Below are 26,913 nucleotides of genomic sequence, written 5' to 3'. Positions count from 1 at the left end.
CCCCCCTGCCGATGGGATCATTCCCAGGACATCGCCGTCAGATCGTCGATCGGCGCAGGCCAGTTTTCCCACAGCCCCTTGAGCCCGGCCTTGGCGACGCCCGCCTTGGCAAGTTGGAACAGATAGACGTTCACATAGTCCTGCGCGATCATCTCCTGCGCGGCCTTGGTCAGATCCGAGCGCTTGTCCGGATCGACCGTCACGGCCAGTTCGTCGATCAGGGCGACGAATTCCGGCTTGCCATACTGGAAGTAATAATCGGGCCGGGCGTAGATGTTGATGTCCATCGGCTCGACATGGCTGATGATGGTCAGGTCGAAATCCTTGCCGCGGAACACCTGTTCCAGCCATTGCGCCCATTCGAGGTTGGAGATCTCGGTCTCGACCCCGACGGCCCGCAGTTGTGCGGCAATGATCTCGCCGCCGCGGCGCGCATAGGTCGGCGGGGGCAGGGCCAGCCGCAGTTTCAGGTTTTCCACGCCGGCCTCGGCCAGCAGGGCCTTGGTCTTTTCAGGATCATGGGCCGAAAGGCCGGTCAGATCCACGTAGTCCGGGTGGTGCGGGGCGAAATGGGTGCCGATGGGGGTGCCATAGCCGAACATGGCTCCGTCGATCACCTCCTGGCGGTTCACCGCATGGGCGATGGCCTGGCGGACCTTTACATTGTCCAGCGGCGCCTGCCGGTTGTTCATGGCAAGGATCGTCTCACCCTCTGTCGAGCCCTGGAGAACCTGGAACTCCGGGTTGCCTTCGAACTGGGCCAGCGTCTCGGGGGCGGGGAAGTTGGGGAAATAGTCCACTTCGCCGGTCATCATGGCGTTGAAGGCGGCGGTCGGGTCGGAAATGATCTTGAAGGTGGCGCGGGCCAGGGCCGGTTTTTCGCCCCAGTAGTCCGGGTTGGCCGCCAGTTCGATGGAATCGCCCTGGGTCCATTTCACGAACTTGAAGGCGCCGGTGCCGACCGGGTTGGTCGCATTGCCAGCCACGGATTCCGGCCCCATGATGACCGCATCGCCCCAGGCCATGTTGAAATCGAAATTGCCCGTGGGCGCCTTCATGGTGATCTTCACCGTCAGCGGATCCACCACCTCGACGGTCTCGATATTGGCGAAAAGCTGCTTTTGGGCGTTGGTGCTGCCTTCGGCGGTGGCGCGTTCCAGGCTGAACTTGACGTCCTCGGCATCCATCGTGGTGCCGTCATGGAATTTCACGCCGTCGTTCAGGTGAAAGACCCAGACCTTGCCGTCTTCCTCGACGTCCCAGCTCTTGGCCAGAAGCGGATGGATCGAACCATCCGGGCCAAAGCGGGTGAGACCCTCGAAGATGTTGATCTGGGTAACTTCGCGGATCGCCGCCGCCGCGCCCGAGGTCGGGTCGAGGTTCGGCGGCTCCAGCACCAGACCCACGGTGACGCTGTCCTGCGCCAGCGCGGAACCGGCCATCAGCGCCAGCGCCGCCACCGAGAGTTTCATACGGTTGAACATGGGATAACCTCCGTGTCGCGGGGCATTGCGCCCCTTGTTGTGATGGTGGGATCAGGCCAGAAAGCAGTTACAAAAGCAACTCTTTCAGGGTCAACGCCATGACCCGCGCGCTGTCCATCATGTCGTCCACGCCGATCCATTCGTCCGGCTGGTGCGCCAGATCCAATACGCCCGGCCCATAGGCGATGCAGTTCTTCAGCTTGCCGATGCGGTCGATGTGCTTTTGGTCATAAGTGCCTGGCGAAACGACATATTCCGCGTGTTTGCCCAGAACCTTGGCGATGGCGCCGGCGACGGTCCGCACCACGGGGGCGGATTCGTCGGTCATGCTGGGCTGCACTTCGAACAGGTCGCGCACCTCGTATTCGAAACTGGGCCGCTGCGCCTTGACCCGCTCCAGCAGGGTCGAGATCTCGCCCTTCACGTCCTTGATGTCTTCCTCGATCAGGAAGCGACGGTCGATGATGATGCGGCAGCGGTCGGCCACACAGGGCGCTGGCAGGCCGGTAAAGCCCGGCTCGGGTTCCGGCTCGCCACCATGGATCGAGTTGATGTTCATGGTCGATTGCCGGGCCCCGGCGGGGATCACCGGCATGGCCGTGTGCTTGGTGGTCAACAATGGATAAAGCTGGTGTTCCATCTGTTCGAGCACCGCGCCCATATGGCGGATCGCGCTGTCGCCCAGAAAGGGCATCGAGCCATGGGCGATGCGCCCCTTGGTTTCGATTTCCGCCCACCATACGCCCCGGTGGCCCAGGCAGATACGGTCCTTGTGCAGCGGCTCCGGGATGATGACATGCTGCACGCGATCCGGGCTGAAATAGCCCTTTTGCGCCATATAGGCCACGCCGCCGAACCCGCCCGATTCCTCGTCGGCGGTCGCGGAAATCTCGACCGCGCCCTTGAACTCGGGGCAGGCGGCGATAAAGGCCTCGGCGGCGATGATGCTGGCGGCAAGGCCGCCCTTCATGTCGCAGGCGCCGCGGCCATAGATCTTGCCATCGGCCAGTTCGCCACCGAACGGATCCCTGGTCCAGCCGTGGCCGACCTCGACCACGTCATGGTGGCTGTTGAAATGCACGCATTCGCCGGGCTGCCCGCCCTCGCGCCGTGCCAGCAGGTTCCAGCGCGGATAGGTCTCGCTGTCGCCCGGTGCGCCATGGGCCCGGATGAATTCCACTGTGAAACCCTTGGGTTCCAGCCGGGCGGCAAGATAATCGCAGATTTCCCGGTAGTTGCGCCCCGGCGGATTCAGCGTCGGAATGCGGATGAGGTCTTGCGTCAGCGCGATCAGGTCATCGCGGCGCGCGGTGATTTCGGAGAGGATGCGGTCTTCGGTCATGGTGCGCGCACGATGCGCCAGCGCGACGTCCCTTGCAAGAGCATGAAAGCGGATGACGCTGGGGATGCAATTTGCGATAACGCTTCCCAAATCAGGTGAACGTATTTTCCGCAGGAGTATCCCATGGCCGATTTCGATGCCGCAATCCGCAAGAGCCAGGAAGAGGTCGCCAAGGCGCAGACCCGGATCTCCGCCGTGACCGCCAGGGTCGAGGAAGCGCGGGCCAAGATCGCGCAGGACGGCCCCGAGATCGACATCGAAACCGCAACGCTGGAAGATGTTCACCAACACACCGAACTGATGAACGCGAATATCGCCGAGCTCATCATGGGGCTGGATGATGTGACGGCCGCCTTCTCGAAGGATTTCGACGAGATGCGCAGCAAGACCGGCTGGGAGAGCTTTATCGGCGTCTTCTCGCGCGGCAAATCCGAATCGCTGCGCCAGGAACGCCTGCGCACCGCGTCCATCGACACCAAGTTGCAGGATCTGATCGCCAAATCCGACGTGATCGTGCGCCTGCTGCAATCGCAACTCGATCTGCTGAACGAGCAGAAGGTCAAGGTCGAAGGCAATCTTGGCGAAACCCTGACCGACCGCGAGACGGTGGTGGGCCAACTGGAAGCTGTACGGGCCGAAATCGCGGCACTGGATCCCCGGCTGATCGAACTGGAAAACCGGATCTCGGTCGAACAGGACGCCGCCGCGCGCACCCGGCTCGAGACCGATCTGGCGGCCCTGAACGCGCGTCACAATGCGCTGGTGCAGGACGAACAGGTGATGCTGGCGAAATCCCAGACGCTGGAGCGCTATATCGAAAAGGGCAAGACCTGGGTCGACTCGCTTACCAATCAGGCGGCGACCCAACTGGTGCTGATCAACAAGCTGCAAACCGATACCAAGCAGCGCGTCGTCTTGTATGATGCGCTGGTCAAGTCGCTGAAAACCGCCCAGCAACAGGATGTCGCGCACCGCATCAACGAAATCGGCGTCCAGACCGACAAAGAGGCCCAGACCGCCATGGCCGCCATTGGCACCGCCACCAACCAGCGCATGGCCGACATGCTCGAAGCGCACGAGGACCACATGGTCTTTGCCCGCAAGGTTCTGGAACAGAAGGCCAAGGCCGATGAACGCTTTGCCCGCCGCTTTGCCCGGATCGTCGAAAAGCACGACAAGAACCTCTACGGGCAGAACTGACGCGCCCCATGGTCGATCAAGCCCCTGACCATACCGAACTCTACGATGACCTTGCCGCCCGGCGCTATTTTGCCAAGTTCGACCGGATCACCGGCCATATGCCGCGCGTCGCGGCGGAACTGGAACGCGATGGCCATCTGAGCCGCCCCGAACTGCGCCTGATGGGCGGCTATATGGAGGCGCTTCAGCGCAGCTTTCAGGCGCTGTCGCTGAAATATCTGATGACGGGCCGGGCCGAAGGGGCCGGAATCCGGCAACGGCTGGCCTTCGACCGGCACGAAAGCGGATTTCCCGTCGCGGCGGAACTGCTGTTCATGGCCAATGACACCGCCCAGGCCATGGGGCATCTGGCGGCGCTTCCCTCCGAGGATGAGCTCAAGGACCGGATGATCCGCCAGATCGTCGGCGAACATACCTTGCCGACGGGGCTGCAATACAGCCTCGCCCAGCGGCTCTATTACCAGATGCTGGTGCAGGGCGGCCTGTTTCTGGCACGCAATGACGTACAGGCCCAGTGGCTGGCCGGGGACGACGGGCAGCGGCGCACCTGGCTGTTGTCATGGGCGGTCTATGACACGCTGGTCAATCTGCCGGTCATCTATCTGATGCAGGTCGAGGATTCGGGGCGCGTCCCGCTGCCCAGGGATGACCGCCGCTGGCCGGCCGCGCAGTCGCATCTGATGGCGCAGTCGCTGAACGGGCTGAAACTGCTGACGATTGCCCAGGGCTTCGACACCGATTACGACGATCTGCACCCCAAGCATCTGAAACGCCTGCACCTTGGCCCGATGTATTCCAGCGCCTTCACCCTGCAATCGGGCCCTATCGGCGAAGTGCTGGCCGAGGCCCGCGCGCCCGAAGGCCAGGACTGGTCGCTGGTCTGGACGCTGGAGGTGCTGACCGCTTCGGGCAGCCAGCGGGAAAAGACCGGCTGGTTCTCCACTGCGGAACGCCAGACCTTCGCCCTTGACCCCTTCATGGGGCGCGGCGCCGAAACCGGCGCCAGTGCCACCCACCGTTTCGTCATCCTGCCCGAGCGCCCCTATCAGGTGCTGGCCGAACGCAATCCGCCCGGTTTTCATGACGTTACCCGTTTCGTGGTCGCTCCGGCCGGCCATGTGATGAAGGTCCGCTGAATGCGGCCCCCTTTCATCTTGCCCCAAATACCCTGGGGGTCCGGGGGTGAAACCCCCGGCCTCTCCGCCTGACCCGAGGTTCGCCATGTCCAGCCCCCGCGATACGATGGAACTGCGCGAGGAATCGATCCGCGCCCATTACGCCGCCGCACTTGCCCTGCTGCAGGGATTTGATCACGCGCCCCGCCTGGCGACTGCCCGCAGCGCCGAACCGGCGCCCGAGCGTTCTGCCGGGATTCCCGCCAGATCGCGCTTTCGCTCCACGACACCGGGGCTGGTCACGCGGCCTGCCGTGCGGCCGGGCACCGTTCATGTGCTGGACCGGATCGGCGCTGTGGCCGAGGATGGCCTGCCCACCCCCGCCAGCGCCTCTGCCACCCAGGCGTTGCGCCGGGCGCTGGCGATTGCTCTCGCGATGGGCGAGACCTATTCCGACCGCACCGGGCTGGTCGAACTCAAAAAGGCCAATCTCGAATCGCGGCTGCCTGCGCCCCGCCGCGCCGAATTCACCGAACTCCTGGCGGCCGAGGCGCTGGCGGTCCTGCATACCTTTGCCAATGCGCTGGCCTATCTGGTGGCGCCCCATCTGGGCGAGACCACCGTCGATATCGGCGGTGTCGAGGAGGTGTTGACCGACAACGCTGCTCTGGCCCTGCATGGGGCCCTGTGGGAACTCGATCAGGACATCGCCGCCTTCGGCAGTGATGACAGCCGCCTGCTGGCCACCCTTGCCGCCTTTGCCGAGGGGGTGATGACCAAGGCGCAGGCTCGCGCCGAAACCGCGCCGCGCCTGGCGCCCTTCACCCAGGCAAGCTGGCAAGTCGAGGCCGACGGGCTGACCATCGCGGGCTTTGCCCCGGCCCGCAAGGCGCGCGGCACCACGCTGACCATGGCGTTCAAGAAACCCTCCGAGGTGATCGGCAACCACATTGCCAAATATCAGGCGATGAAACTGGCCAAGATGCTGATGGCCTACGACTTCGACCGCAAGCTGAACCCCTTTGCCGAACTGGGCGGCTTCATCTTCACCTTCATGGGCGATGGCGCACCGGGAACCGGCAAGACCACGCTGATCCAGATGATGGCCGGGCTGCTGAACGACTATTGCAAGGTGGCGGGCTATCCGTTCCGCTACCAGAATTTCAGCATCGACCAGATCGACAGCTATCAGGGCAAATCGGGCCAGAACGCGAAATCCTTCATCACGAACATTTTTGACCCGGCGGTGATCGGCTTTGGCACCATCGACGATATCGACCAGATCGCCGGCAAGCGCGGCGACCGCCAGTCCAGCGCCGGCCAGCAAGAGGTGACGGCGGTGTTCATGGAGGCGTTTGCAGGTGCCAACACCGTCGTGCGCGGCAACTGCACCTTTGGCATGTTCTCGAATTTTCCCGAGAATGTGGATGACGCGCTGCGCCAGCGCGCGGGCGCGCGCTTCCTGGTCGATGGCCCCCAGTCGCGCGAGGATTACATCGACATCCTGTCGCTGCTGCTGGGCAAGAACCACGCCATTCCCCTGGGCGCGCATGACCTGTTCGCGGCCCAGGCCATCCAGCGCGCGGTGGCCGACAGTTTCGCCGCCCACAACCTGCCGCACGAGGGCGGGTTGCGCGCCGTATGGGACAGGGTGGCGGCAGAGCTTGGCCCGCTGGACACGCTGGCGAAACTCGGCAGCTATCTCAAGGCGATCCAGACCGCCGACCCGCGCTTTACTGGCCGCGCGATCAAGAATATCACCGATGCGGTCAAGGTGCGGGCGATGGATGTGGACCTGCCCGACGCATGGATGGAACAGCCCGATCTGTTCCTGTTCCAGCCCTATGACCGCAAGACCGCGATGCTGCGCGAAATGGTCCGCCCGATCACGGTTGAGATGGTGGTGCAGGAAATCAACCGCTATGCCGACAGCGAATTCCGCTATGCCGACAAATCGGACGAAGTGGCGATTGCCAACATGGTCCGCGACATGGGCCGGACCGAGGAAGCCAGACGACGGTATCTCGAGGGGCGGGGGTGAGCGTCACATGACCCGTATCGCCCCGCATACGCGCGACCAGGCAAAGGCGCTGCGCCTGGATATGACCCGCCAAGAGCGCCGGCTCTGGACGCAACTGCGCGAGCTCAACCGCCTGATCGGCACCCGGTTTCGCCGGCAGGCGCCGGTTGGCTCCTACATTGCTGATTTTTGCGATTTCGGCCGCCGTCTGGTGATCGAGGCGGACGGCGGCGGGCATGGCGGGTCGAAAGATGCCGTCAGGGACGCCTGGTTCGCCCTTCAGGGGTTACGGCTGCTCCGGTTCTGGAACCGCGAGATTGAGGATAATCTGGATGGCGTCATGCAGGTGATCCTTGAGGCGATTGAAGCGGCCCCCCCACCCCCTCCCTCCCCCACAAGGGGGGAGGGGGCCACCCGGCACTGCACCGGCGCGCCGCGATGGAAACCCGGCGCCTCCCCTCCCCCTCGTGGGGAGGGGATGGGGGAGGGGGGCAGCCCGCACCACCCCGGCGGCCAGACAGGACTCCAGCCATGAAACGCCTCATCGAAAAGGGCCTGATGTTCGGCAACCTTGTCGAAATCGCCAGCCCGGCGCTTGTCACGCGCTACAACCGTGCGCTCAAACACCTGACCGGGCGGGAAACGCAGCTTCAGGATTTCCACATCGACATTTCCGGCTATTCGCCCGAAGTGGGCGACGAGCTGGGGGATGATCTGTATCTCAACCCCGACGGCGCCAACCGGCAATTCATCCTGCTGAGCACGGCGCAGAAACATGCGCCGCTGCTGAATGCCAAATTCTCCACCGCCCGCGGCATCCTGCGCCAGTTCATCGACGCCAATGAATCGCAACTGTTCGCCTTGACCGCGCGGGATGCGGTGGCGGGGGAATTGCAGAATTCGGTCTATGAGCTGTCGAACCCCGCGCGGCTGTTCGACATCCGCCGCATCACGGTCGAGGCCGATACCATCGGCCGCCATGTCGCCGATGCGGGCAAGCTGACGACGCTGATCGAACGTTTCCGCACCGAACCCGATGGCTGGCGCGATGATGTGCTGATTGCTGACATGATCGGGCTGGCGAAAAAAACCGGCGACGTGACCCGCGTGCCCATTGCCCTGCCGGCCATGGGGTTCGAACAGGCGAATTTCTGGACCAGCCATTTCGGCGGCCTCTATATCTTCCGCAAGGCCGCCGCCCCGGCCGCGATCAGCGTGGCCCCGCCCGAGTCGCTGGGCGCGTTGCCCATCGGTCAGGTGATCTGGCTGCGGAGCAGGAACATGCTGGCGGATTGGCTGGCCAAGAACGCGCTGGTCGAAAGCATCGTGACCGCGCGCAACGTCGATACCGCCGCGCTGTTGCGCCAGAAGATGGATTTCGTTCTGGTCGCCGCGGCGGACAAGCTGGGCCTTGATCTGTCGGGGGCCACCCGCGCCGATCTGCGCCAGATCGCGCGCAAGCTGGGCAGCGCGCTGCCCGAGGAATTCACCGGGCTGGCTGCCGTCCTGCGATGGGCCGAAACGGGCGGCGACTGGCCGCAGATCAGCTCTGACCATCCGGCGTATTTCTATCTCTTGCGCGCGGTGCAGGGGCCGGACAAGGGGCTGGTCAACATGCTGCTGTCGGAGCTTTCGCCGCTGGATGTGCGGCAGATGTATATCTGCCACAAGGAACTGTTCTACCACAGCTATGCGCAATGGTCTGATGCCAAGCGCGGCTGGGTGGCGGAATTTCTGGAACGGGAATACAAGATCGACAAGGCCGGGGCGCGTGCTGCCCTGTTCGGCCCCGAACCGGCGATGGACGAGACGCCCCGCTCTGCCCCGCGCGTTGCCGGGCCGTGGACGGGAACGCCCATCCGGGCGGTCGGCCCATGGGGCGCTGTGGCAAGGGAGCGGCGATGATCGGTTTTCTGCGGCTTGGGATCTTTCTGCTGATCGGGCTTTCGGTGCTGTATGTGCTGATATCCGTCTTTGCCCGGTCGCTGGAACGCGAGCGGCTGGAGAAACGCTGGGATGCAGGGCAGGGCGAGGGCGAGCGGACCGCCTATGTCGAGGCAGGCATGGCCCGCTACCAGAAATCGCTGCGCCGCCGTTTGCTGTGGGGCGTCTACATCGTGCCGCTGGTGGTGATCGGTGTGCTGATCTATGTGCTGAACTTTTCCTGAGGAGTGGGTGTGATGCGCTGGCTGAAACGAGGGTTCTGGACCACACTGGTGCTGCTGGTGGTGACGGTCCTGCACTACACCCTGCCGCAGACCGACATCGTGCGCGTGGTCGGCACCGAAACCCGCCGCATCGACTTTGGCGAGAATTCGTTCTTCTGGTCCGGCCCCGATGTCGGCACTGCGACCGGCGGCCTGACGCGCGACGTGTTCTTCATCCAGACCGTGCGGCCCAACGGGCGCCCGATGGTCTATCGCAACGAGGATACCGGCTGGGGCTGGCCGCCGTATTTCAAGTTCAACAGCTACAACCTTCAGGCGGTCTCCACCTCGCTTGTCTCGCAGTCCGAGGCGCCGAAATGGGTGGCGATCAAGCATTATGGTTGGCGGAACGAGTTCTTTACCATCTTTCCCAACGCCATCGCCGTGCGGCAGGTGTCTGGCCCCGATGAAACGATCGTGCCGTGGGATTCTATCCTCATCCTGATCCTGCTGGCCGGGCTGGTCGTGCTGATCTGGCGGATGCTGGCGCAGTTCCGCGAGCGCATGATCGACCCGCTGGTGGACGAGGTCGGCGACAGGTTCGATGCGATGGATGCCCGCGCGGACGAGGCGCGTGGCCGGGCGCGCGGACTCTGGGGGCGTTTTGTCGCCTGGCTGAACACCTGGAAGGGCAAGCCCCGGCGCTGACCGCCCGGCAAGGGCGGGCGAGGGCACCACCGGGGCAGGCCGACCCGCCGGGCTGCTGGCTGCCCCGCAGAACACATCGACCCATGCGATGCGTCGCATCACCGAAAATCATGTGTGCCTGCCAGGGGTCTGCCATTGTTTGCGGCCTGCCGCAGGGGTAGCGAGGCAGGTACCGGACGCCGCGTCCGGCGGGGAGGGAATCATGGTGCAGCCTGTCGGGGCTGGGCGCTCGGCAGCGCCCGTGTCGGACAATATCAAGGGCGCGGGTTTCATGCTTGTTGCCATGGCGGCCTTTATCCTTGGCGACGCCTGCATGAAGGTGGTGATCGGCCATATCCCGCTGTATCAGGCGGTGACGTTGCGCGGGGTGGTCACGGTGCCCCTGTTGCTGGTGCTGGGGCGGCTGTTCGGCGGCATCAACCTGACCCGACTGCGCGACTCGTGGCGCGTGATCAGCCTGCGCACGGCCGGAGAAATCGGCGCAACGCTGACCTTTTTCTATGCGCTGGTGAATATGCCGCTGGGCGCCTTGTCGGCCATCCTGCAATCCGCCCCCCTGGCGGTGACGGCCGGGGCGGCGCTGTTCATGGGGGAAAAGGTCGGCTGGCGGCGCGGCCTTGCGATTGTCGTCGGCTTTGCCGGTGTGTTGTTGATCGTGCAACCGGGAACCGAGGGTCTGAACATGGCGGCGGTGGTGGCGCTGATTTCGGTGGGGTTCATCGTCGTGCGTGACCTCTCGACCCGCCGTTTGCCTGCGGATGTTCCATCGGTGGGGGTGGCGCTTGTGGCATCGGTTGCGGTGATGGCGACGGGCGCGGTCCTGTCGCTTGGTACGCCCTGGCAGCCCGTGCCGCTTGCGGTTCTGCCGATTCTGGTGCTGGCGGCGGTGCTGGTCAACATCGGGTATATCTTCATCATTCGCGTCATGCGTGTGGGCGAGGTCGGATTCACCACGCCGTTTCGCTATACGGCTCTGGTCTGGGCGATGGCCCTTGGCTGGCTGATCTGGGGCGAGGTTCCGCGGCCGACGACGCTTGTCGGTGCGGCCATCGTCGTCGCATCTGGCCTGTTTGTCCTGCTCCGCGAGGCGCAACTGGGCCGCACCCGGCGGCACTGACCGCGCTGGTCGTGTGCAAGGGCTTGACCTTGCCACGCTTTCCCTGCGCAAATGCCTGCCAACCGGGCACCGAGTCCCGGATACGTCACAAAAGGGACATTGCCCGTGTTTGCCATTCCTGCCATCCGTACCCTGTCGGCCTTTGCCCTTGCTGCCCTGTTGGCGGCCTGTGGCGCGGCCCCGCCGCCCGCCCCGCTTGAAGTTCCGGGCTATGGCACGGTCGAGGATGGAGGATTTACCATCGCCGCCGTGCCGCCCGATTTCGCGCCGCTGCAAAACCGCCGGACCACCGTCAGCTACGCCGGGACCGAGGCGCCGGGGACGATCGTGGTCGATCCGCATGTCAAGCTGCTGTACCTTGTCGGCGACGACGGCACGGCAGAGCGGTACCGGATTGCCGTAGGTGCCGAAGGCCGCGGGCTGCGATCGACCACCTATGTCGGACGCAAGGCCGAATGGCCGTCGTGGACACCGACCCGCAACATGATCCGCACCCAGCCCGAGCTGTATGCCGATCTTGCCGATGGCATGGGGCCAGGGCCGGACAATCCGCTGGGTGCGCGGGCGCTCTATCTCTATCGTGGCGGCAAGGACACGATGTTCCGCATCCATGGCACGGGGGACTACACGTCTATCGGTCATGCCACGTCGGCGGGCTGTATCCGGCTGTACAACCAGGACATCCTTGATCTGTACGAACGTGTGCCCAGCCGCGCGACGATCAAGATCCGCAGTGTCGCCGAATCCCGGCTGCTGGAAGGCGATGCGGCTGTCGATGCCTCGTTGGCGGCGGATGCCGAATTCCTGGCCCGTACCGAGCTTGCGCTGGCCGAACGTCGCCGGGCAATGGGGCTGGAATAACCCCCCCTCGCGGGTGCAAGGTGCAACCAAAGGCCCGGTCGGCAAGGACATGCTGGCCGGGCCTTTGCGTTTCGTGCAGCGGGTTTCAGCCCTGCGCCCGCAGGGCCCGCCCGATGACGATGTTCATGATCTCTCCTGTGCCATCCATGCATTCCGCGATGCGTACGGCGGCCAACTGGCGGGCAAATCCGTTTTCACGCTTCAGCGCATTGGCTCCCAGCGCCCGCATCGTCTGGCTGATCGTGTCAAAGGCGCTGCGGGTGCCCAGCTTCTTGGCATGGGCGGTCAGCGTGGCGTCGGGCGTGCCGGTCTCGAAGTGGCGGGCGGCCTGAAAGGTCAGGCTGCGGCTGGCCTCGATCGCGGTGGCGGCATCGGCCAGAATCCATTGCATCCCCTGATGGTCGATCACCGGCTTGCCAAAGGTGGACCGCCCTGCGGCATAGGCCAGCGCGCGGTCCATCGCGCCCATGGCCGCCCCGTTGCACATCGCGGCCACGCCCAGCCGGGCGACGTCGATGCCGTACATGGCGGCCTTGAACGCGGTACCGGGGGCGAAGGCCACGGCCGTATCCGGGGCAAAGGCGCCGTCAAAGGTCAGGTCGGTGGTGCCCATGGCGGCCGACCCCATCAGGTCCAGCGCCGGTTCCACCAGCACCCCGCTGTCGCCGCGTGCAAAGCCAAGCGCGGTCACGCCACGCGCGCCGCTGCCGGGTTCGGTCTGGCAAAAGGCGGCAAAGATGTCGGCATATAGTCCGTTCGTGACCCATGCCTTGCGCCCGCTGACCGCATAGCCGCCCGTCACCCGCTGGGCATGGGTGGTGATTGCCGTGGCATCCGATCCGGCCCCCGGTTCGGTCAGCAGAAACGCCCCCACCGCCTGACCAGAGATCAGCCGGGGCAGTGCCGCCGCGCGCAAGGCGGCATTGGGCGACAGCGACATGGCCACTGTCACATTGGTATGCACCGCCAATGCACAGGTGAACCCCATGTCGCGCCGGGCGAGCTCCTCATAGATGCGCAGCTGAGTGGCCACACCATCGCCAAAACCGCCCAGATCGCGCGGGATTGCCGTGCCGGTGAACATGGAGATCGCCTCGCGCAGCGCGGATTCCGGGCTGGCGGTGCCGGTATCCCAGGCCTCGCCTTGCGGGGCAAGAACGCGGTCGGCAAATTCCACCGCTGCGGCGATGCGGTTGGCGTTGACGGGGCCGTGGGGTTGGGCAAGCGGCTGATAGGTCATGGATCGTCCCTTAGATGTGCAGCGCATGGCCAAACGCCTTCAGCGCGGCCTCTGGAAACGCTTCGCCCTGGGTGGGATGGGCATGGATGGTTCCGGCAATGTCCTGCACCGTTGCCCCCATCTCGATCGCCAGGGCAAAGGCGGCGGCCAGTTCGGAGATACCCGCCCCCACCGCCTGCACGCCCAGCACCAGCCCGTTGTCCTTGCGCGAGACGACGCGGATGAACCCATCCTCGCGGCCCAGGGTCATCGCCCGGCCATTGGCCTTGAAGGGAAAGCTGTCGCTGCGCGCGGCGTCGCCCGCTTCGGACGGCGACTGGCCGACGGTGACGAGTTCGGGGTCGGTAAAACAGATGGCGGGCATGGCGCGCTTGTCCCAGGCGGCCCGGCCGCCTGCGGCAGTGTCCACCGCGATTTCGGCCTGCGCCATGGCGCGATGGGCCAACATCGGCTCGCCCGTCACATCGCCGATCGCCAGAATTCCGGTCATCGAGGTGCGCATCCGGTCATCGACCCGCAGGAAGGGGCCGTCCATCGTCAGACCCAACGGCTCGATCCCGGCAGTGTTCGGGCGGCGGCCAACCGTGACCAGCACCTTTTGCGCCGCAACCTCTGCCGCGCCGTCTGGCCCCCGTACAGTCAGCCCGCTGTCGCTCAGCCCCAGCGCCTGCGTGCCGGTCAGCACCGTGACCCCCAGCGCGGCCAGCCGGGCGGCGACGGGTGCGGTCAGATCCGCATCATAGGCGGGCAGGATGCGTTCCCCGGCCTCGATCACCGTGACCTTGGCGCCCAGCTTGGCAAAGGCCGTGCCCAGCTCCAGCCCGATATAGCCGCCGCCCACCACCGCCAGCGATTTCGGCACCTCGGTCAGCGCCAGCGCCCCGGTCGAGGACAGCACGCGCCCGCCAAAAGGCAGGAAGGGCAGCTCCACCGGCACCGATCCGGTGGCGATGATCACCGTTTTCGCCTTGACCGTGACTGGGCCCTCGGGGGTGTCCACCGCGACGGTCTTGCCATCGACGAACCGCGCCCGGCCCGTGACCACGCGCACCTTTGCCTTTCTCATCAAACCGGCCACCCCGCCGGTCAGCCTGGATACGATGCCATCCTTCCACGCCATGCCCTTGGTCAGGTCGATGCCGGGCGCACCGGCCGAAATCCCCAGCGGGTTATCGTGGGTCAGTTCGGTCGCGCGGTGGAATTCCTCGGCCAGATGGATCACCGCCTTCGACGGAATGCAGCCGATGTTCAGGCAGGTGCCGCCGGGCTGGGCGGCCTCGACCACCACGGTATCCAGGCCGCGTTGTCCTGCCCGGATCGCGGCGACATAGCCGCCGGGGCCTGCGCCGATGACCAGCAGTTGGCAGGCGATCGTTCTCATGCCTCGCCACCGGTGAACAACAGGGCGGGTTCTTCCAGCAAGCCCTTGATCCGCTGGACAAAGGTTGCGGCGTTCCAGCCATCGACAATGCGGTGGTCAAAGCTGGAGGACAGATTCATCACCTTGCGCGGGACAAAGCCGTTGCCATCCCAGACCGGGCGGATCTGCATCTTGTTCACGCCGACAATGGCGACCTCGGGGTGGTTGATGATCGGGGTATGCGAGATGCCGCCCATCGGCCCCAACGAGGTGATGGTGATGGTGCTGCCCGTCAACTCGTCGCGTGTCAGCGTGCCCTTGCGCCCGGCCTCGGCCAGCCGGGCCAGTTCACCCGCCAGATCCCACAGGCCGCGTGCCTCGGCATGGCGCAGGTTGGCCACGACCAGCCCGGTCTGGGTCTGCACGGCGATCCCGGCATGAACGGCGCCATACTGGTGCACGATCCCGGCATCGTCATCGAAACGGGCGTTCACCACCGGCTCGTCGCGGATGGCGATCACCATGGCGCGGATCAGAAAGGGCAGCAGGGTCAGCTTGGGCTGTCCCTCGGTGCGCGAGCGGTTCATCGTTTCGCGCAGGTCTTCCAGCCTGGTGGCATCCACATCCTCGACATAGGTGATATGCGGGATGCGGCTGCGCGAGGTGGACATCTTGTCCGCGATCATCCGGCGCAGGCCGACGACCTTGATCTGCCTGACCGTCAGGTCGCGCTGGCGGGCGGCGGTGGCCGACGCCGCACCGGGGCCAGCGGCGAATACCGCGTCCAGATCGGCATGGGTGATGCGACCCGCCGGGCCGGTGCCGGGCACAGCGCGCAGGTCGATCCCGGCATCGCGGGCGCGGGCGCGGACGGCGGGCGAGGCAAGCGGCGCCTCGCCTTCGGGGCGTGGCGCGCGGGCGGTGGCAGCGGGCGGGGCAGCGGCGGGTTTGGGTTGCGGGGCAGGAGGCACCGGCGCAGCGGGGGCCGGTGGCTCGGCCTTGGCCGGTTCCGTCTTGGGGGCGGGTTCTGCCCCATCCCCCTCGCCGTCCACCTCGATGCGGATCAGCGCGGCACCGATGGCGATCACCTTGCCCACCTCGCCGCCCAGTTCGACCACCTTGCCGCCAAAGGTCGCGGGGATTTCCACCGTTGCCTTGTCGGTCATCACGGCGGCCAGCGGCTGATCCTCGGCGATCAGATCGCCGGGGGCGACCAGCCATTCCACCAGTTCCGCTTCGGCGATGCCTTCGCCGATGTCCGGCATCTTGATCGTGCGAATGCCCATGGCTCAGCCCTCCATCACATCGCGCAGGGCTTGCGCCACCCGGTCGGGGCCGGGAAAGTACAGCCATTCCTGCGCATAGGGGTATGGTGTATCGTAGCCCGCCACCCGTGTGATCGGCGCCTCCAGATGCCAGAAACACGCCTCTTGCACGATGGCCGACAGCTCGGCGCCGAAGCCGCTGGTCTGCGTTGCCTCGTGCACGATCACGCAGCGCCCGGTTTTCGCCACCGAGGTCTCGATGGTCTCGTAGTCGATCGGCACCAGCGTGCGCAGGTCGATCACCTCGGCGTCGATGCCGGATTCGGCGGCAGCGGCCAGCGCCACATGGACCATCGTGCCATAGGCCAGCACCGTCACCGCCTGACCGGGACGGCGCACCACCGCCTTGCCCAGCGGCACGGTATAATGCCCCTCGGGCACCTCGCCCAGCTCATGCGCCGACCAGGGCACCACCTTCTGGTCATGGTGGCCATCAAAGGGGCCGTTGTAGAGGCGCTTGGGCTCCAGAAAGATGACGGGATCGTCATCCTCGATGGCCGAGATCAGCAAGCCCTTGGCATCATAGGGATTCGAGGGGATTACCACCTTGAGGCCGGTGGAATGGGTGAAACAGGCCTCGGGGCTTTGCGAATGGGTCTGGCCGCCAAAGATGCCGCCGCCCGTGGGCATCCGGATCACCATGGGGCAGGTGAACTGCCCGGCCGAGCGATAGCGCATCCGCGCCGCTTCCTGGGTGATCTGGTCATAGGCGGGAAAGACATAATCCGCGAACTGGATTTCCACGCAGGGCCGCAGGCCATAGGTGGCCATCCCCACGGCCACGCCCACGATGCCACCTTCGGCAATCGGCGTGTCGAAACAGCGGGTCTTGCCGTATTTCGCCTGCAACCCTTGCGTGCAGCGAAACACACCGCCAAAATACCCCACATCCTCGCCAAAGACGACCACGCGGGAATCCTGGCCCATCTTGACGTCCATCGCATCGCGGACGGCCTCGATCATCGTCATGCGTGCCATGGTCAGATCCCCGCTTTCTGGCGCTGGCGGCGCAGGTTTTCCGGCATGTCCTTGTAGACATCGCTGAACATGGCGCCCGCCGGGGCCGTGCCGCCGTCCAGCATGGTGCCAAAGGATTCCGCGATCTTCTGTTCGGCCTTCACATGATCCTCGATTTCCGCCTGCGCCTGGTCATGGCGTTCGTCCGACCATTCGCCCATGGCGATCAGATGCTGCTTCAGCCGTTCGATCGGGTCGCCCAGCGGCCAGGCCGCCGCCTCGTCCTTGGCGCGGTAGACCCCGGCGTCATCCGATGTGGTGTGCGAGGCCGCGCGATAGGTCAGCCATTCGACAAAGGTCGGGCCATGGCCCTGCCGCGCCCGTTCCGTCACCCATTTCGAGACCGCCAGCACGGCCAGATAATCATTCCCGTCCACCCGGATCGCAGGCAACCCATAGCCGATGCCCCGCGTGGCAAAGGGCTGCGATCCGCCCCCCGTCAGACCGGCAAAGGTGGAAATGGCCCATTGGTTGTTGACCAGATTCAGCACCACAGGAGGCTTGTAGACCGAGGCGAACAGCATCGCCCAATGAAAGTCCCCTTCGGCCGCCGCGCCATCGCCGATCCAGCCCGCGGCGATCCGGGTATCTTCGGCAATGGCCGATCCCATGGCCCAGCCCACCGCCTGCACGAATTGCGTGGCCAGATTGCCCGAGATCGAGAAAAACCCGTGATCCTTGGCCGAGGTCATCACGGCCAGTTGGCGCCCCTGGATCGGATCGCCCGCATTGCCGAACACCTGGTTCATGTACAGGTGGATCGGATAGCCTGCCGCAAACAGCAGCCCCTGCTGGCGATAGGTGGGAAAGTTCATGTCGCCCTGTGCCAGCACCGACTGAAAGCCGCAGGCAATCGCCTCTTCGCCGGTGCATTGGGCGTGGTTGGTGGTTTTGCCCTGCCGCTGGGCCATCTGCATCCGGCGGTCGATGGTGCGGGTCGTCATCATGTCGCGCAGGCCCTTGCGCAACATGTCGGGGTCCACCGCGCCCAGCCAGTCGGCCCAGGGGCCTATCGCGCCGCCCTTGCCGTCCATCAGCCGCACAAGGCCCCAGGGCATGTCGCGCATCGCCTCGGCGGGTTCGTCCAGCGCGGGCATCCGGGTCTCGCCGGGGGCGGCCATCGGCAGGTAGTCAAAGTTCGGCGCCTCGCCGGGGCGGGCAGGGGGATCGGGCACATGCAGCCGGATCTTCGGGGTCTTGTCCATGTCGGGTTCCTTGGAAGCGGGCCGTCAGGCGAAGCCGTATTTTCCCGGATTCAGAATGTTCTGCGGATCCAGCGCCTGTTTGATGGCGGCCATGAAATCCACCGCGTCGCCCAGTTCCTTGCGCAGATAGGGGGCCTTGCGCTGACCCACGCCATGTTCACCGGTCGAGGTGCCGCCCATGGCAATCGCCCGCGCCACAAGACGCGCGGTAAAGGCATCGACCGCCGCCACCTCGTCGGGTCGGGCGGGATCCAGCGTCAGCAGGACGTGGAAATTGCCATCGCCGACATGCCCCAGGATGGGCCCGGTCAGCCCGTGCTGCACCAGATCGTCCTGGGTTTCCACCACGCAATCGGCAAGGCGAGAGATCGGCACGCAGACATCGGTGGAAAACACCTGCTTGTCCGGCGCAGCGGCGGCGGCGGCCCAATAGGCATCGTGCCGCGCCTGCCACAGCTTGCCGCGTTGCGCAGGGTCGGGCGACCAGGCAAACCCCTTGGCTCCGTTCCCTTCGGCAATGGCGCGGAACGTGTCGGTCTGGGCCTGAACCTCGGCCGGGCTGCCGTGGAACTCCACGAACAGCGTGGGCGCGACCGGCAGGCCCAGCCTTGAATAGGCGTTGCAGGCGGCCACCTGTGCCTCGTCCAGCAGTTCGACACGGGCCATCGGCACGGCGGACTGGATCGTCTCGATGACGGTGGTGCAGGCATCCTTGACGCTGGCGAATGTGCAGGTGCCAGAGCCGATGACCTCCGGGATCGGATAGAGCTTCAGGGTGATTTCGGTCATCACGCCCAGCGTGCCTTCGGACCCGACCAGCAGCCGCGTCAGGTCATACCCGGCCGACGTCTTTTTCGCGCGCTGTGCCGTGCGGATCAGGCGGCCATCGGCCATGGCGGCCTGCACGGTCAGGACATTGTCCTTCATCGTGCCATAGCGCACCGCCGTGGTGCCCGAGGCGCGCGTGGCCGCCATGCCCCCGATGGACGCATTGGCACCGGGGTCGATGGGAAAGAACAGCCCTGTATCGCGCAGCCAGGAGTTCAGCGCCTCGCGCGTGATGCCGGGCTGGACGGTCACGGTCATGTCCTCGGTCGAGACGGACACCACCTGATCCATCCCTGCCAGGTCGATGGACAGCCCCCCCTGCGGCGCGTTCAGATGCCCTTCCAGCGACGACCCGGCACCAAAGGCAATGACCGGCATCCGGTGGCGGGCACAGATGGCAACAGCCGCTGCCACCTCCTCTGCCGTCTCTGCCTTCAGCACGGCATCGGGCAGTTCCGGCGCAAGATAGGTCACGGTATGGGTATGGGTGCGGCGGCTGCCAAGGCTGCGGTCCAGCCGGTTGCCAAAGCGTTCGGTCAGGGCCGCGCAGGCGCCTTCGATGTCGCGGGGGGGCAGGGTCATGGTCGTCTCCGGTCAGGAACGGCGCAGGCGTTCGGCATCGCGCACGGCCCCCTGGGCCGCCGAGGTGACAAAGGCCGCATAAAGCCGCAAGGCGGTGGAAATGACGCGCGGACGCTGGGTCGCGGGGCGCCAGGCGGCCTCGCCCAGGGCCTCCATCGCGGCGCGGCGGGTGGCCAGAATGCCGGGCGTCAGATCCACGTCGATGCGGCGGTTCGGAATGTCGATCATAATCGGGTCGCCATCCTGGACAAGGCCGATGACCCCGCCGCTGGCCGCCTCGGGCGAGACATGGCCGATGGACAGGCCGGCGCTGCCGCCCGAAAAACGGCCATCGGTGATCAGCGCGACGGTCTTGTCCATGCCGCGGGCGCGCAGGATGGTGGTCAGCTTCAGCATCTCGCGCATCCCAGGCCCACCGCGCGGCCCCTCGTAGCGCAGGATGATGGCATCGCCGGGCTGGATGGTGCCGTCCAGAATGGCGGCTTCGGCAGGGTCTTCGTCATCGAACACCCGCGCCACGCCGCGGAAATTCAGGATCGAGGCATCGACGCCCGCCACCTTCACGATGCAGCCGTCCTCTGCCAGATTGCCATACAGCACCGCCAACCCGCCATCCTGCGAATAGGCGTTGGGGCCATCGTGGATGCAGCCGTTCACCGGGTCGGTGTCGGCGGTGGGATAGCGGCGGTTCTGCGAAAATGCCCGCAGCGACGGGATGCCGCCGGGCGCCGCGCGGTAGAACTCCAGCACTTCGGGCGATGGGTTGCGGCGGATGTCCAGCCGCTCGATCGCCTCGCCCAGCGTGGCGGAATGCACCGTGGGCACATCGCGGTTGATCACGCCCAGACGGTCCAGTTCCCCCAGCAGGCGGAACACGCCGCCTGCGCGGTGCACATCCTCCATGTACCAGTCGGCGGTCGAGGGCGAGACCTTGGACAGATGCGGGGTGGACCGGGAAATCCGGTCGATGTCCTGCATGGTAAAGGGAATTTCGCCCTCTTGCGCGGCGGCCAGCAGGTGCAGAACCGTGTTTGTGGATCCGCCCATGGCCACGTCCATCCGCATCGCATTCTCGAACGCGCCAAAGCTGGCGATGGACCGGGGCAGGACGCTGGCATCATCCGCGCCGTAATATCGGCGGCACAGATCCACGATCAGCCGGGCCGATTGCAGGAACAGCTGTTCGCGGTCGGCATGGGTCGCCAGCAGGGTGCCGTTGCCCGGCAGCCCCAGCCCCAGCGCCTCGACCAGGCAGTTCATCGAATTGGCGGTGAACATGCCCGCGCAAGACCCGCAGGTCGGGCAGGCGCTGCGTTCGAATTCCTGCACCTTGTCATCGCCAGAGTCAGGATCGCTTTGCACGATATAGGGGTCGATGGCCGAGATGCGAGCATCCTTGTCGGCCCATGTCACCTTGCCCGCCTCCATCGGCCCGCCCGAGACGAAGACGGCCGGTATGTTCAGCCGCAGCGCCGCCATCAGCATTCCGGGGGTGATCTTGTCGCAGTTGGAAATGCAGACCAGCGCATCGGCGCGATGCGCCTCGACCATGTATTCCACGCTGTCGGCGATCAGATCGCGCGAGGGCAGCGAGTAGAGCATCCCGTCATGGCCCATGGCGATACCGTCATCGACGGCGATGGTGTTCATCTCTTTCGCCACGCCACCCGCGCGGTGCACCTCGTCGGCGACCAGCTTGCCCAGATCGCGCAGATGGACGTGCCCCGGCACGAACTGGGTGAACGAATTGACGACCGCGACGATGGGCTTGCCGAAATCGCCATCCGTCATCCCGGTCGCCCGCCAGAGCGAACGGGCAAAGCTGCGGTCCTTGCCGGCGGTGGTGCGTCTGGAGCGAAGTTCGGGCATGGCGGAAATCCTGTTGGCGGGCATGGCTGGGCCGGACGCGCGCCCGCAGGGCCGCGTTGGGGGTGGGGTGCAATGCGTGGCGGGGGCGCGGGAAGGGGCCGGGGCGCGGCGTCTGGCGCGCCCCGGTGGTCAGATCACCGGACCTTGCTGGCAAGGAAGCCGTCGAACGGCAATTCGGCCAGACGGTTCCAGACACGCTGCTTTTCGGTATAGGCCGACCATTGGTCGTACATCTTCTTGAAGGCCGGATTCTGCGCCGCGTATTCCGTATAGACCTCGCGCGAGGCCGAGTAGCCCGCCTCCAGCAGATCCTGCGGGAACACGCGCAGTTCCGTGCCCTGTGCCGCAAGGCGGTACAAGGCCTCGGGGTTGTTGGCGTCGTATTTCGCCAGGCAATGCGTCATCGTCTCGCAGGAGATGGTTTCCAGCGCGGCCTGATAGGCGGGCGGCAGGCTGTCCCACTTTTCCTTGTTGATGTAGAGCGAGGCGTTGGCCGTGCCCTCCCACCAGCCGGGGGCATAGTAGTATTTGGCAACCTTGTAGAAGCCCAGCTTTTCATCGTCATAGGGGCCCGAGAATTCGGCGGCGTCCAGCGTGCCACGCTCCAGCGCCGAATAGATGTCGCCCCCCGCGATCTGCTGCGGCACCACGCCCAGACGCGCCATGATGGTGCCGCCCATGCCCGCGATGCGCATTTTCAAGCCGCTGAGATCGGCCAGCGAGTTGATTTCCTTGCGATACCAGCCACCCATCTGGGCGCCGGTGTTGCCAGCGGGAATGGCGTGGATGTTGTAGCCGGCCATGAATTCGTTGACCAGTTCGCGCCCGCCACCATAGTACAGCCAGCCCACATGCTGACGGGTGTTCAGGCCAAAGGGCAGCGAGGTGTCGAACTGGAACGTCGGATCCTTGCCGATGTAGAAGCTCGACAGCGTATGCGCGCATTCGACGGTGCCTTCCTGCACCGCGTCCAGCGCCTGAAGCCCGCCGACAAGCTCGCCCGCCGCGAATGGCTGGATGGTGAAATTGCCATCGGTGATTTCGGCGATGCGCTTCGACAGATGCTCGCTGATACCATAGAGCGTATCGAGGCTTTTCGGATAGCTGGACGTCAGGCGCCAGCTGATCTTCGGCATGGATTGCGCGATGGCGGGCGCCGCGACGGTGGTCGCAGCCGCAGCCAGCCCCGCCCCTTTGATGAACGAGCGTCTGTGCATGAAGTCCTCCCTTGGCCAGTCACTTCTCTGGTGCAAGGGTTTTACTGCGCCGATCCGGCAAGCGTCACATGGATTATCGCGCTTCGGCTGTGCAGGAATGCCCGGACGTGGCCGGGCTGCGCCCTGCGAACCGCATGATCGCGGCCGACCCGCCACAGGGCCGCGCCTCCGGTGAGGTCGAGCGGCAGCGTCGCAGGCGGTCGGCCGCGGCCGCGCGGTCAGCGTTTCGGCCAGGCCCAGGGTGGGGGGGCGTGTCCGTCGATCACGGTTTCGCCAGTCGCCTTGCGAAGGTCATGCGTCAGCGCGCCTTCGGCATCCAAGGCGGCGGCAAGTGCGGCGCTGTGCGACACGACAACCAACTGGCTGGTCCGCGCCGCCGCCGCGATCAGCCGGGCAAGGGGGGCGATCAGATCGGGGTGCAGGCTGGTTTCGGGTTCGTTTAGCACCATCAGTTCCGGCGGGCGTGGCGTCAGCAGCGCCGCCGCCAGTAACAGGAACCGCAACGTGCCATCGGACAGTTCCGCCGCGCCCAGCGGCCGCAACAGCCCGTGCTGGCGCATCTGCACGGCGAACAGCGCCTCGTTCCGCACCACCTCGACCAGGGCGCCGGGAAAGGCATCGGCGATGGCGGTGTCAAAGGCCACGTGGTCGCCCACTTCGCGGATGGTCTGGATGGCGGCGGCAAGATCGGCGCCATCGCCTGCCAGAACCGGGGTCCGGGTGCCGACACGGGCCCGGCGGGCCGGCGCCTCGCGGTCGGTGCGCAGATGGTCATAGAACCGCCATGCCCGCATCCGGTCGCGCAATGTCAGCAGTTCGGGCGCGGTCGCGGCATCGGCGGCATGGGTCATCATGCTGTCATAGGGCGGCAGTCCGGTTGCCAGATGCAGCCATGCGCCCTTGTCTCCGCGGGCACGTACCAGCGTATTGGTGCGTTCCGCGATGACATTGTGGCGGTTGAGGCACTCTCCGACCCAGACGGCTTCGGTCTTGATCTCGGGGTCCTGGGCAAAGGCGCTGGCCCCGGCCACGGGCAGGCCAAGGTCGACGGCATATCCGTAGTCGTCGGCGGCAAACCCCAGCTTCAGCGCGACGCGATCCTTGCGGACGGTGCCTTGCACGGCGACCTCGCCGCGGTGCATCGCGCGCGATATGGTTTCCGGCCCGGCCCACAGGGTAGAGCCCAGCCCGCCCTCGGCGGCCAGCGATCCGATGGCCCGCCCCTGCGCGACCTCTGCCAGCAACCGCAGGGCCCGATACAACGAGGATTTGCCCGTCCCGTTCGCGCCTGTAACCACCGTCAGCCTGTCCAGCGGCAGGACGATGTCGCGCAGGCTGCGATAGCCCGAAACGGCCAGGGTCAGGATCATCGGCGCTCCCGGAGACATGCAAGGCAGATGCCTCTGGTCTAGGGCAGGGCTCAGGCGTCGGCAACAGGTCAGTGCGCGCCGCCCCTGCGCGGCCCTGCCGGGCGCCCGCGCCCGGCGCGGCCCACGGCCGTGCGCTGCCGCGCCGTGGCGGCCAGGCAACGGGCGTGGCGGCGGTCTCAGTTGGCGGCGGAGGTCTTTGCGGTGGTCGCCTTGGTGGTTTTGGGGCGGGCGGTCGCCTTGGCCGTCGATGCCGCCGCCTTGGCTGCTGTCGTCGTTTTCGGCTTGGCTGCCGTTTTCGGCTTGGGCGCCGCCTTTGGCTTGGTTGCAGCCTCCGCCTTTGGCTTGGCCGTTGCCTTTTGCTTGGCGGCTGTCTTGGGCGCGGCTGCTTTTGCCTTTGTGGTCTTGGCCTTGCCCGATTTGCCGCCTTTGGATGCCTTGGCGGCAATCAGTTCCAGCGCCTGATCCAGCGTCACATCCTCGGGGGTCAAGTCCTTGGGCAGGGTTGCGTTCACCTTGGCCCATTTCACATATGGCCCGTACCGCCCTGGCATCACATTGACCGGCCCGCCATCCGGGTGTTCGCCCAAGGTTCGCAGCGGTTCCGATGCTGCGCTTGCGGGGCGTCCGCCGCGCGCGGCCTTTTGGGCCAGCACCTCGACGGCGCGATTCATGCCGATGGTGAATACCTCTTCGACATCGGGCAGGTTGGCATAGGTGCTGTTATGCTTGACGAAGGGACCAAAGCGGCCGATCGCCGCCTCGACCGGGGCACCGTCTTCGGGATGGGCGCCGATCTGGCGCGGCAGCGACAGCAGATCCATCGCGCGCTCGAAGGTCAACGCATCGGGCGCCCAGCTTTTGGGCAGGCTGGCGCGGGGCGGCTTTGGTATGTCCTCGGTCGGTTCGCCCTTTTGCACATAGGGCCCGAAGCGCCCGTTGCGCAGCGTGACATCGACACCGTCCACCGTTCCCAGCACCTTGCCATCCAGCGCCGCCGCCGGATCGTTCGCGGCAACCGAGATCGGGCGCGTGTACCGGCATTCGGGGTAGTTTCCGCAGCCGATGAAGGCCCCGCCGGACCGGGCGGTCTTCAGATGCAGGCGGCCTGCTCCGCAGACCGGGCACGACCGCGGATCCGTCCCGTCCGGGCGCGGCGGGTAAAGATGGGGGGCCAGAAACTCGTCCAGCTTGTCCAGCACTTCGGTGATGCGCAGATCGGCGGTTTCCGCCACCGCCGCCGAGAAATCGCGCCAGAACCGCGCCAGCACATCCTGATAGGCACGCTCGCCCGCCGACACATCGTCCAGCTCGCCTTCGAGATCGGCGGTGAAGTCGTATTCCACGTAGCGCCGGAAGAAATTGGTCAGAAAGGCCGTGACAAGCCGCCCGGTATCTTCGGGAATCAGCCGGTTCTTGTCCTTGCGCACATAGCCGCGATCCTGGATCGTCGTCACGATGGAGGTATAGGTCGAGGGGCGCCCGATCCCGAGTTCCTCCATCCGCTTGATCAGCGTGGCTTCGGTATAGCGCGGGGGTGGCTGGGTGAAATGCTGTTCCGGGGCCGGGTCGCGCTTGTCCAGCTTTTCGCCCTGCATCACCTGGGGCAGGCGGCGGCTGTCCTCGTCTTCCTCGTCGTCGCGGCCTTCGTCATAGACCTTGAGAAACCCGTCGAACTGGACGACCTGGCCGGTTGCGCGCAATTCCACCTGCCCGTCGGGGCTGGCGAAATCGACGGTGGTGCGTTCCATGCGGGCGGCGGCCATCTGGCTGGCGATGGTGCGTTTCCAGATCAGATCGTACAGGCGGCGCTGATCGGTATCGGTGATGCGCAGCTTTTCAGGGCTGGCCGACAGATCGGTCGGGCGGATGCATTCATGCGCCTCTTGCGCGTTCTTGGCCTTGTTCTTGTACATGCGGGGGCTGTCGGGCACATAGGCGGGGCCAAAGACCGCCTTGATCGTGTCGCGCGCGGCCATCACCGCCTCGGGCGCCATGTCGATCCCATCGGTCCGCATATAGGTGATGTGCCCGGCCTCGTAGAGTCGCTGCGCCGCCGACATCGTCGCCTTGGATCCCATGCCGAACTTGCGGCTGGCCTCCTGTTGCAGGGTCGAGGTCATGAAGGGCGGAAAGGGATTCCGCGTTGCCGGTTTCGACTCCACGGATTTTGCAGTGAAATCCCGGCTCTGGATCGCGGCGACCGCCAGTTCCGCCGCCTCGGCGGTGGCCAGGTCGAACTTGTCCAGCTTCTTGCCGCCCAGCACCGTGAGGCGCGCGGTGATCTCTTGTCCGCGCGGGGTGATCATCGTGGCGGTGACGGTCCAGTATTCGCGGGCATTGAACGCCTCGATCTCCATCTCGCGTTCGACCACCAGCCGCAGCACGACCGATTGCACCCGGCCTGCCGACCGTGCGCCGGGCAACTTGCGCCACAGCACCGGCGACAGGGTAAAGCCGACCAGATAATCCAGCGCGCGGCGGGCCAGATAGGCCTCGACCAAGGCGGTATCCACCTCGCGCGGCTTGGCCATCGCGGCCAGGATCGCGGGTTTCGTGATGGCGTTGAAGGCGACGCGGCTGACCTTTTTGCCCTTTTTCAGGCTGGAGGCGAGCGCCTGTTGCAGGTGCCAGCTGATGGCCTCTCCCTCGCGGTCGGGGTCGGTCGCCAGGATCAGTTCGTCGTCGGTCTTCAGCGCCTCGGCAATGGCGCGGATATGCTTCTTGCTGTCGGCCGCGACCTCCCAGGTCATGGCAAAGTCCTGCTCGGGGTCGACCGAACCGTCCTTGGGCGGCAGGTCGCGGACATGACCGTACGAGGCCAGAACCGTGTAGCCGGAACCGAGATACTTGTTGATGGTCTTGGCCTTGGCCGGGGACTCGACGACGACGACTGCCATGAATGCTTC

At 65.7% G+C, this 26,913-nt stretch carries 21 protein-coding genes; 9 read left to right on the top strand and 12 right to left on the bottom strand.

Annotated features, from left to right (window positions below; all coding sequences use genetic code 11):
- Positions 1 to 17 precede the first annotated feature (17 nt).
- Together BW970_RS11650 and BW970_RS11645 are read right to left on the bottom strand one after the other, a co-directional pair.
- Positions 18 to 1,484, bottom strand: coding sequence for an ABC transporter substrate-binding protein (locus BW970_RS11650; RefSeq protein WP_076531466.1), 1,467 nt, complete (start codon positions 1,482 to 1,484; stop codon positions 18 to 20).
- 67 nt (positions 1,485 to 1,551) lie between these two features.
- A complete protein-coding gene (locus tag BW970_RS11645; protein WP_076531464.1) occupies positions 1,552 to 2,826 on the bottom strand; it encodes an acetylornithine deacetylase/succinyl-diaminopimelate desuccinylase family protein in 1,275 nt (424 codons plus the stop codon).
- Positions 2,827 to 2,949: 123 nt separating this feature from the next.
- Here BW970_RS11645 and BW970_RS11640 point away from each other — a divergent pair, with 123 nt between their 5' ends.
- The 9 genes from BW970_RS11640 to BW970_RS11600 all read left to right on the top strand — a co-directional run bounded on the left by BW970_RS11640 (position 2,950) and on the right by BW970_RS11600 (position 11,994).
- On the top strand, positions 2,950 to 4,026 hold the full coding sequence (locus BW970_RS11640) for a coiled-coil domain-containing protein (protein ID WP_076531463.1): 1,077 nt from the start codon (positions 2,950 to 2,952) through the stop codon (positions 4,024 to 4,026).
- A gap of 8 nt (positions 4,027 to 4,034) precedes the next feature.
- Positions 4,035 to 5,162 carry a hypothetical protein gene (locus BW970_RS11635; RefSeq protein ID WP_076531461.1) on the top strand — a complete coding sequence of 376 codons (1,128 nt, stop codon included), beginning with the start codon at positions 4,035 to 4,037 and terminating at the stop codon, positions 5,160 to 5,162.
- A gap of 85 nt (positions 5,163 to 5,247) precedes the next feature.
- Positions 5,248 to 7,182: an AAA family ATPase gene (locus tag BW970_RS11630; protein WP_076531459.1), complete on the top strand. Its 1,935-nt coding sequence runs from the start codon at positions 5,248 to 5,250 to the stop codon at positions 7,180 to 7,182.
- A 7-nt stretch (positions 7,183 to 7,189) separates the two neighbouring features.
- Positions 7,190 to 7,696 carry an endonuclease domain-containing protein gene (locus BW970_RS11625; RefSeq protein ID WP_076531457.1) on the top strand — a complete coding sequence of 169 codons (507 nt, stop codon included), beginning with the start codon at positions 7,190 to 7,192 and terminating at the stop codon, positions 7,694 to 7,696.
- Positions 7,693 to 9,066 (top strand): DUF6638 family protein, encoded by a 1,374-nt coding sequence (locus BW970_RS11620; RefSeq protein ID WP_076531455.1) that lies wholly within the window; start codon positions 7,693 to 7,695, stop codon positions 9,064 to 9,066. The genes BW970_RS11625 and BW970_RS11620 overlap by 4 nt, the downstream gene beginning before the upstream one ends.
- The gene (locus BW970_RS11615; RefSeq protein WP_076531453.1) at positions 9,063 to 9,329 is read left to right on the top strand and encodes a hypothetical protein; all 267 of its coding nucleotides are present in this window, start codon (positions 9,063 to 9,065) and stop codon (positions 9,327 to 9,329) included. Before BW970_RS11620 ends, BW970_RS11615 begins: the two co-directional genes overlap by 4 nt.
- Before the next feature lie 12 nt (positions 9,330 to 9,341).
- A complete protein-coding gene (locus tag BW970_RS11610) occupies positions 9,342 to 10,016 on the top strand; it encodes a DUF1523 family protein (RefSeq protein ID WP_076531451.1) in 675 nt (224 codons plus the stop codon).
- Positions 10,017 to 10,218: 202 nt separating this feature from the next.
- Positions 10,219 to 11,133, top strand: coding sequence for a DMT family transporter (locus tag BW970_RS11605; protein ID WP_076531449.1), 915 nt, complete (start codon positions 10,219 to 10,221; stop codon positions 11,131 to 11,133).
- Positions 11,134 to 11,238: 105 nt separating this feature from the next.
- Positions 11,239 to 11,994, top strand: coding sequence for a L,D-transpeptidase (locus tag BW970_RS11600; protein ID WP_076531447.1), 756 nt, complete (start codon positions 11,239 to 11,241; stop codon positions 11,992 to 11,994).
- A gap of 85 nt (positions 11,995 to 12,079) precedes the next feature.
- Here the strand turns inward: BW970_RS11600 and BW970_RS11595 are convergent, their stop codons facing one another.
- The 10 genes from BW970_RS11595 to topA form a co-directional block, all read right to left on the bottom strand.
- Entirely contained in the window at positions 12,080 to 13,234 is a 1,155-nt protein-coding gene (locus BW970_RS11595) for an acyl-CoA dehydrogenase family protein (RefSeq protein WP_076531445.1), read from the bottom strand.
- Positions 13,235 to 13,244: 10 nt separating this feature from the next.
- On the bottom strand, positions 13,245 to 14,615 hold the full coding sequence (lpdA, locus tag BW970_RS11590) for a dihydrolipoyl dehydrogenase (protein WP_076531443.1): 1,371 nt from the start codon (positions 14,613 to 14,615) through the stop codon (positions 13,245 to 13,247).
- Positions 14,612 to 15,880 (bottom strand): dihydrolipoamide acetyltransferase family protein, encoded by a 1,269-nt coding sequence (locus BW970_RS11585; RefSeq protein ID WP_076531441.1) that lies wholly within the window; start codon positions 15,878 to 15,880, stop codon positions 14,612 to 14,614. The genes lpdA and BW970_RS11585 overlap by 4 nt, the downstream gene beginning before the upstream one ends.
- A gap of 3 nt (positions 15,881 to 15,883) precedes the next feature.
- A complete protein-coding gene (locus tag BW970_RS11580; protein ID WP_076531439.1) occupies positions 15,884 to 16,897 on the bottom strand; it encodes an alpha-ketoacid dehydrogenase subunit beta in 1,014 nt (337 codons plus the stop codon).
- Positions 16,898 to 16,899: 2 nt separating this feature from the next.
- Complete coding sequence (locus tag BW970_RS11575) at positions 16,900 to 18,141, bottom strand: thiamine pyrophosphate-dependent enzyme (RefSeq protein ID WP_076531437.1); 1,242 nt, start codon at positions 18,139 to 18,141, stop codon at positions 16,900 to 16,902.
- Between the two features lie 24 nt (positions 18,142 to 18,165).
- A complete protein-coding gene (locus BW970_RS11570; protein ID WP_076531435.1) occupies positions 18,166 to 19,551 on the bottom strand; it encodes an FAD-binding oxidoreductase in 1,386 nt (461 codons plus the stop codon).
- A 12-nt stretch (positions 19,552 to 19,563) separates the two neighbouring features.
- Positions 19,564 to 21,420 carry a dihydroxy-acid dehydratase gene (gene ilvD, locus BW970_RS11565; RefSeq protein WP_076531433.1) on the bottom strand — a complete coding sequence of 619 codons (1,857 nt, stop codon included), beginning with the start codon at positions 21,418 to 21,420 and terminating at the stop codon, positions 19,564 to 19,566.
- A 134-nt stretch (positions 21,421 to 21,554) separates the two neighbouring features.
- Positions 21,555 to 22,637, bottom strand: a complete 1,083-nt coding sequence (locus tag BW970_RS11560; protein WP_076531431.1) for a TRAP transporter substrate-binding protein — start codon at positions 22,635 to 22,637, stop codon at positions 21,555 to 21,557.
- 218 nt (positions 22,638 to 22,855) lie between these two features.
- Positions 22,856 to 24,007: an AAA family ATPase gene (locus BW970_RS11555; protein WP_076531429.1), complete on the bottom strand. Its 1,152-nt coding sequence runs from the start codon at positions 24,005 to 24,007 to the stop codon at positions 22,856 to 22,858.
- A 176-nt stretch (positions 24,008 to 24,183) separates the two neighbouring features.
- Entirely contained in the window at positions 24,184 to 26,904 is a 2,721-nt protein-coding gene (topA, locus tag BW970_RS11550) for a type I DNA topoisomerase (protein ID WP_076531427.1), read from the bottom strand.
- Positions 26,905 to 26,913: the final 9 nt, after the last annotated feature.

Origin of the sequence: Gemmobacter megaterium, assembly GCF_900156815.1 — a bacterium.
Classification (GTDB): domain Bacteria; phylum Pseudomonadota; class Alphaproteobacteria; order Rhodobacterales; family Rhodobacteraceae; genus Wagnerdoeblera; species Wagnerdoeblera megaterium.
Note: the sequence above shows the minus strand (reverse complement) of the source record. Positions and strands in the feature narration are given on the sequence as shown.